A 6,868-nucleotide genomic window follows, 5' to 3' on the forward strand; every position below is an offset into this window, starting at 1 on the left:
TTACTTGTGACAACGGGAAAGAATTTTGTGGACATCAAGAGTTGAGTCAGAAATTGGGAGCAGATTTTTATTTTGCTACTCCTTATCATTCTTGGGAGAGGGGATTAAACGAGCCTACTAATGGACTATTAAGACAATTTTTTCCCAAGGGAACGAATTTTAAAATTGTTAAGCCAGAGGAGGTGGAAAGAGCCGTAAACTTGATTAACAATCGTCCTCGAAAATGTCTTGACTATCAGACCCCGAATGAGGTATTCTATAAAGGTAGATCAGATAGTGATGCAATTCAGACTTGAATTGGCCGTTTTTTTGTCTTAAAGTCCAGAAAAACGCTTCAAAATACTCGGTTAAAGCTTCTTTCCAGGGTTCATCATAATTGGCGGTTGTTCGGTTCATTTGAGTTGTCCGCTTACTTCTAGGGTATGAAGCACAATAGCGTAACGCACCAATTTAATAATAGAGGTGGTGCGTTACGGCGGATTGTTAATTTTGTCTTTTTGACGGAATTGATAGCCGCAAACACTCAGCCTACACTCTTTTGGCATACTGTTTCTTGAGGACAGGTATAACGCCTAGTAGGATAAATAAACCTATATTTAGACTGGGTTCAGGTATAGTTACAGGGTTATTGGCGGGGACAATAGGAACAATTTGAATGAACTGACTTGGATTAGTTGGATCATTAGCACCTAAGGTTCCATCAGCAAAATTTGTTTGACTCAAATCTACATTTAGGATTAAATTAGAGCTACCTTTTCCAATAACTTGAAAGTGCATTAAGCTAAATTGTTCTGGTTGATTCAGTCCCAAGAGTGAACCTAAACCGGCATCAGGAAAAGATGCTCCCCCTAGGTCGGTAATTGTCCCATTAATGTTATTTAAGGTTCCTCCCCGAAAGAGAGGAAAGTTAGAATTAACTAAGGGACTGTCAGGAGCAACTGGATTAAAGGGAATGTCAATATTTTGGATTTTGTTGGCTTCAAAATTGAGATTGATAGCACTACCAGTTAATCCGATAGGATTACTATGAATATCCCTCATTAAGACTTGAACAAAAAAGCGATCGCCTATATTTAAGGAATTATTTTGATTAAGGAATCCACCGGGGGTTCCTGCGATGTCTTCTATCAGATTAAATTCAACGGCTAAATTAGGCATAATTTTCTGTCAATTTGTGAATGGATAAGACTAAATCAGGTTGTAGATTACTCGTGGCACTCGTAGGTTGTGTTAGCGATAGGGTAATGCATCAATTTAATGATAGAGGTGGTGCGTTACGGCGGATGGTTAATTTTAGTTTTTTGACCTAACGCACCCTACACTCTATTGTTGCCAGAAATTTAGGTTAGAACAAGCTTAGTCCGTAGTCAGAAGTTAAGACTAAGAAGTCACCTAAATTGATTCCACCGTCTCCATTAATATCAGCAGTGGGATCGTATTTAGAACCACCAATACTACTGTTGAAAGCGGCTTGTAATGGTGCTAAGTCACCCCGATCTACTTTACCATTGTAAGTAATATCGCTGTTAAAGGTTGATTTACCAGTTAAGGCGATATTATAGGCCGTGTTATTGATGGCGTTACTGTGAATAACTAAACCATCATTGAGGTTAAAGCTTTCTCGCGCTGCGGTGGGTGCATAAGTTAATTGAACACGCCAAGTTTGTCCCGGATTGAGTAAGATATCTCCCTGACTGAAATCAGCGTTAGTGGTAACGTTGGAGGCTTTAACTTCTATGTTGGAAATGGCGAGAATATCTTCGTCGTTAACTCCTGTATTGGTGATGTCAATGTATCGGAATGTATCGGCAAATTTGGGACGAACTAGGTTACTGTTACTCCAACCTTGACGATATTGTGAGAGGGGAGTCCCGAAAGTAATCGCGTTTTTATCAATAGAAATCCTTTGTTCTGGAATATTGGTAACATTGACGGTGAGTTGTTTTTCATAAGACAAACCGCCTTGGTCTGTGGTTTTAACCCGAATACTGTAATTATTCTTGGTTTCGTAGTTGAGAGGAGTATTAGTTTTGAGTTGGTTTCCGTCGATGGTAAAGAGACTATTATCAGTTGAACCTATACCAGTAACTAGGCTATAGGTGAAGGTATTACCCGTATCGGGGTCAGTAGTGGTGAAGTTACCGATGAGGGTATTTAGGGGTGAGTTTTCCGCGACGGTGTTGTTAGATAGGTTGAGATTTGTTGGGTTTTCGTTGACATCGCTAACACTGACGTTGAGTTGTTTTTCATAAGACAAACCGCCTTGGTCTGTGGTTTTAACCCGGATACTGTAATTATTCTTGGTTTCGTAGTCTAAAAGTCCATTAACTTTGAGTTGATTCCCGTCGATGGTAAAGAGACTGTTATCAGTTGAACCTATCCCAGTAACTAAGCTATAGGTGAAGGTATTACCAGTATCAGGGTCAGTAGTGTTGAAGTTACCGATGAGGGTATTGATGGGTGAGTTTTCCGCGACGGGGTTGTTAGATAGGTTGAGATTTGTTGGGTTTTCGTTGACATCGCTAACACTGACGGTGAGTTGTTTTTCATAGGACAAACCGCCTTGGTCTGTGGTTTTAACCCGAATACTGTAACTATTCTTGCTTTCGTAGTCGAGAGTAGTATTAGTTTTAAGTTGATTCCCGTCGATGGTAAAGAGACTGTTATCAGTATCTCCTGTCCCAGTAACTAGGCTATAGGTGAAGGTATTACCAGTATCAGGGTCAGTAGTGGTGAAGTTACCGATGAGGGTATTTAGGGGTGAGTTTTCCGCGACAGAATTATTACTAAGGCTTAAATCGGTGGGATTTTCATTTTCGTTAACGTCGTTGACATTAATGGTCAAAGCTTTCTGGAAAACGCCACCGTTACTGTCAGAGGTTTGTACCCGAATACTGTAACTATTCTTGCTTTCGTAGTCGAAGATGGCGTTAGTTAAAAGGCGATTACCGCTAATTTGAAACAGACTATTATCTGTACTACCTGTACCCCCGATTAAACTATAGGTAAAGGGTTCACTACTATCAGGATCAACTGTTGAGAAAGTACCGACTTCTGTACCAACAGGGAGATTTTCCGCAACGGAGGAAGTATTTAAGGATACATCGGTGGGGGCTTGACTTAAGACCTGAGCATTGTTAATTTGATCAGTTAAAGCCGTTCCTGTATTCTCTGTAACTACATCCGTAATCGATTTAGTTCCCGCCCCGGCTTGTTGTAAATCGTTAGTAGTTTCACCCAAAGCCACTTTTTGGACTTGAGCAAATTCCTGTTGTAGAGACGCATTTGGCGTACTTGCGGCGATGTCTTCAATCTGTTGGTTGGCTGCTGCGATGACTTGCGCGGCCCCATCGGCGATCGCACTAACATCTACATTGGTCAGTGTCGCCGCTGTTTGAATGACGGTTTGTAATTGGGTAGCATTGGTCAAATCTATGGTTGTTCCGCCTTGAATTTGACTAGCCAAGGCTGAAACGACATTTTTAACAATATCTCCCGTAGAAGCTGAGGAAGCCCCATCTAACAGTCCCGCAATTTGGGTAATGGCGTTTTGTACCTGGACTAAGGCGGCAAAAGTTGCCGCTCCTCCTGGCGTATTATTAGTCGTAGCGACGATGGGATCGATGTTGCTAAGATCAACACCAGCAGGAAGAGACAAAGCGGTGGTTACTGCTGTGTTTGCTTGTTCTACCGTTAACCCTTGAGAGACTAAATTCTCGACTAGGGAGGTTAAAGCGGTGATGGTAGTAGAACCCGCAAGGGCGGTTAAGGGCGTTTGTAAGGGTAAACCAGTTGCTGTATCTACACCGCCAAAGACTACTAGACGACCTTCTTCGGGGTCAAATACACCGTTAGCATTAGTGTCGAAGCTCTGGGGAATATCGAGGAGATAAAAGCCTGTTTGATCGGTAGTAGTAAAGGGTTCATTCGTATCGAGAACACCATCTTTATCCGCATCGAAGAAAACCGTCGCCCCAGCGACATAGTTATCAATAACAAAGCCGCTATAACTGGGATAGATGCGGAAGATATGATCGATACTAGCCTGTCCGTCCGTTACCGCAATTTTGACATCGAAGGGGACAAAGTAACGGGGAGGATTATTAGAATTGAGGTTTAAGTCTCCATTAGATTGAACCGTCAGGGTTAACCAGGGAGGAAGAGAAGTTCCATCCGCTTTTGTCGCTGTACCGGTTAACGCATTACCATCGGGATCGACATATACTCCCGGAATGGTAACGTTATTAACGATGGAACGACCCCAGAGGCGGTTTTGGATTTGGGGGGGACGATTACCGCTACCTTGGACGTAACCAAAGTTAACTTTACTAAAGATTTCGCTAGTGGTAATAGTCAGGACTTTTTCGGGAGGAGTGGGAAAGGTAAATTGCCAACCCACAGGGGTATCTACTTTCACTCGATAGGTTCCAGCGACTAAATCCTTAAACTCATAGCCGCCTAAGTTATCGGTGACGGTATTAGTTTCTCCTGGATCACGGACATTATTATTATTTTGGTCGAGGTAAACTGTCCAACCGTTTAAAGCCGGTTCAAACTGATAGTTGTTTCCAGTGAAGGCATAGCCCCACGAACCAGATTTATCGATATCATCCCAGAGGAAACCGATAATTTCTCCCTTAGTCCCTTGAAACCCGAACTGGTTATATGCACCCCAAGGATTTTGGGCAGATGTAGTAAAAGAAACGGAAGTAGCACCAACAGAATTATTACCCTTAGTTGGCTGCCAATCAGCCGAAGGCAGTTCAACACTAACCGTATAATCGCCAAAGGGACGACTGCCAAACCTGTACTGTCCATAAAAATTCTCAGCCTCTGTGTAGGTACTATCAATGATTTGCCCGTTTTGGATTAGATTGATTTTCCAATGGGGTAAACTATTGGCTTCATTGGCTTCGTGTTCCCCATACCACCAGGTACCATTGCCGTTGACATCATTCCAGATAAATCCAAAAATATCACGATAAGTGGATTGATAACCGAAGTTAATATCAGAGATACTCGATCCTGAATAAACAACGGGTTGAGAGGGGCTATGGGTGGATTGCCAAATATTTAATCCATCGGGTGATTCAACTGTAACGTTATAAGAGTTAGTATTAAACGAAGAAACCCCTGTAAATCCGTAATATCCATACTTATCAGTTAGGGTGGTTTGAACAGTTTGTCCGTTTTCATCTTCCAAGCTGACTTTCCAACCGGCTAATCCTTTGTCATTAGAAGAGTAGTAATTATCAAAGACCCCATCGCCATAGAAATCATTCCAGACATACCCAGTAATATCTCCGTAATTGAGGCTAACATTTTGTTTGTAGCCAAAGTCAATATTGCTTTGGCTTGCACCCGAAGCAACGGTAACTAAGCGAGAATTAGATGGAGTAGGATTATCATTGCCACTTCCTGTAGATTCCCAGGACTGCGTTGTGGAGGGAACAATCACGGTAACGTTGTAATCTCCTGATGCTAACCCAGCAAAATTGTAACGTCCCCAAAAATCAGTTTTGGTTGAGGTTTCCCCTGCATCTAAAGTACCATTGTTGTCACTATCGAGAAAAACTGTCCAACCGGCTAAACCAAAATTAGTATAGTAGTAGTAGTAAATCCACGTTGGAATCCAAGCTGGATCATATTCATCCCGATAGTTATCACCATCAGCATCATTCCAAACTGCCCCACTAATTTCCCCATAAGTGCCTGTACTGCCTGTATTATTAGGATTAGATAGGCCAAAGCTTACATTATCAATTAGCTGAGATGCACTAACTGAGACAGGGAATCCTGGAGAATGAGTAAACTGCCAATTAGCATCTAGGGGAATTACCTCAACAGAATAATCTCCTGGAGAAACTCCGACAAAAACATAACGCCCCCCATTATCGGTTACAGTGCTACTAATAAGGGTTCCATTTTGTAAAAGATTAACTGTCCATCCTGCTAAAAGAGACTCGCTTTGATTCTGTATCGCGTCACTATTAGCATCATTCCATAAACTGCCTTGAATTTGACCATCACTTAAACGATAGGCAAAATTAGCTTGACTAATTTCTCCAGTCGTGGTACTAATTATTTGTGTATCGCTGTATTCGGTAGTTGGTTGCCAATTACCTGATAATTCAATAACTCCGACGGTGTAATTAGTATTTCCATCTAATCCAGTAAAGGTGTAATAACCACTACCATCAGTGAAGGTTCTTTTTTCATTAGTGTCTAAAATTCCGTTATTGTTGGTGTCAAGATAAACTAACCAGCCGCCTAAATTTTGTTCTGAACTGTTGTTGTGGTAGTCTTGATAGCCGTTGCCATTAGCCTCGTTCCAAAGATGACCTGTGATTTGGGTTTCCGGTTTTCGATAGCCCAAGGAAGCATCGGCAAAAAATGCAAAAAATCCGTATGATCCATACCATCGATAAGATTGAGCAGAAAGAGAAACGGGTTGTGAATTATTGGTACTGTAATAATAGTTTGTAGTTCGCACCCAATCTTGAGAGGGTAGGGTAACGGTTATTAAATAGTCCCCCAATGGTAAAGAACCAAAAGAATAAGAACCAGAACTCTCGGCATAGGTAACTTGGCTAAAACTAGGATCATCAGGTTTAGTTAGGGTAATTGTCCAACCAACAAGTCCAGGTTCTTGAGAGATACCATAGCCACTATAAGCATAATTATTAGAGCCATTCCCATCAAAATCATTCCAAAGATTACCCCTGATAACGCCGTAATACTCAACCATAGTTGACCTCCTAATTTTCTTTTTTGATTTTACCTAATATCCTAAGGAAAGAGCTTTTGGGGCTCTTCGGTTTTTGTTATGCAATGGACGGGGGTTATAAGGGATGGAACCCTTATATAG

General features: G+C 41.6%; 3 protein-coding genes. 1 reads left to right on the forward strand and 2 read right to left on the reverse strand.

The annotated features are described in order from the left end of the window. Positions 1 to 296: IS30 family transposase (locus tag IQ242_RS12795; protein WP_193960235.1), on the forward strand; the 296-nt coding region annotated here is incomplete at its 5' end. A 232-nt stretch (positions 297 to 528) separates the two neighbouring features. On the opposite strand, the gene IQ242_RS12805 is transcribed toward IQ242_RS12795, so the two are convergent. Beyond that, the gene (locus tag IQ242_RS12805; RefSeq protein WP_193960236.1) at positions 529 to 1,158 is read right to left on the reverse strand and encodes a PEP-CTERM sorting domain-containing protein; all 630 of its coding nucleotides are present in this window, start codon (positions 1,156 to 1,158) and stop codon (positions 529 to 531) included. Between the two features lie 187 nt (positions 1,159 to 1,345). Next, positions 1,346 to 6,748: an SdrD B-like domain-containing protein gene (locus IQ242_RS12810; RefSeq protein ID WP_193960237.1), complete on the reverse strand. Its 5,403-nt coding sequence runs from the start codon at positions 6,746 to 6,748 to the stop codon at positions 1,346 to 1,348. Positions 6,749 to 6,868 lie beyond the last annotated feature (120 nt).

The organism is Microcystis sp. LEGE 08355, from assembly GCF_015207185.1.
GTDB lineage: Bacteria > Cyanobacteriota > Cyanobacteriia > Cyanobacteriales > Microcystaceae > Microcystis > Microcystis panniformis.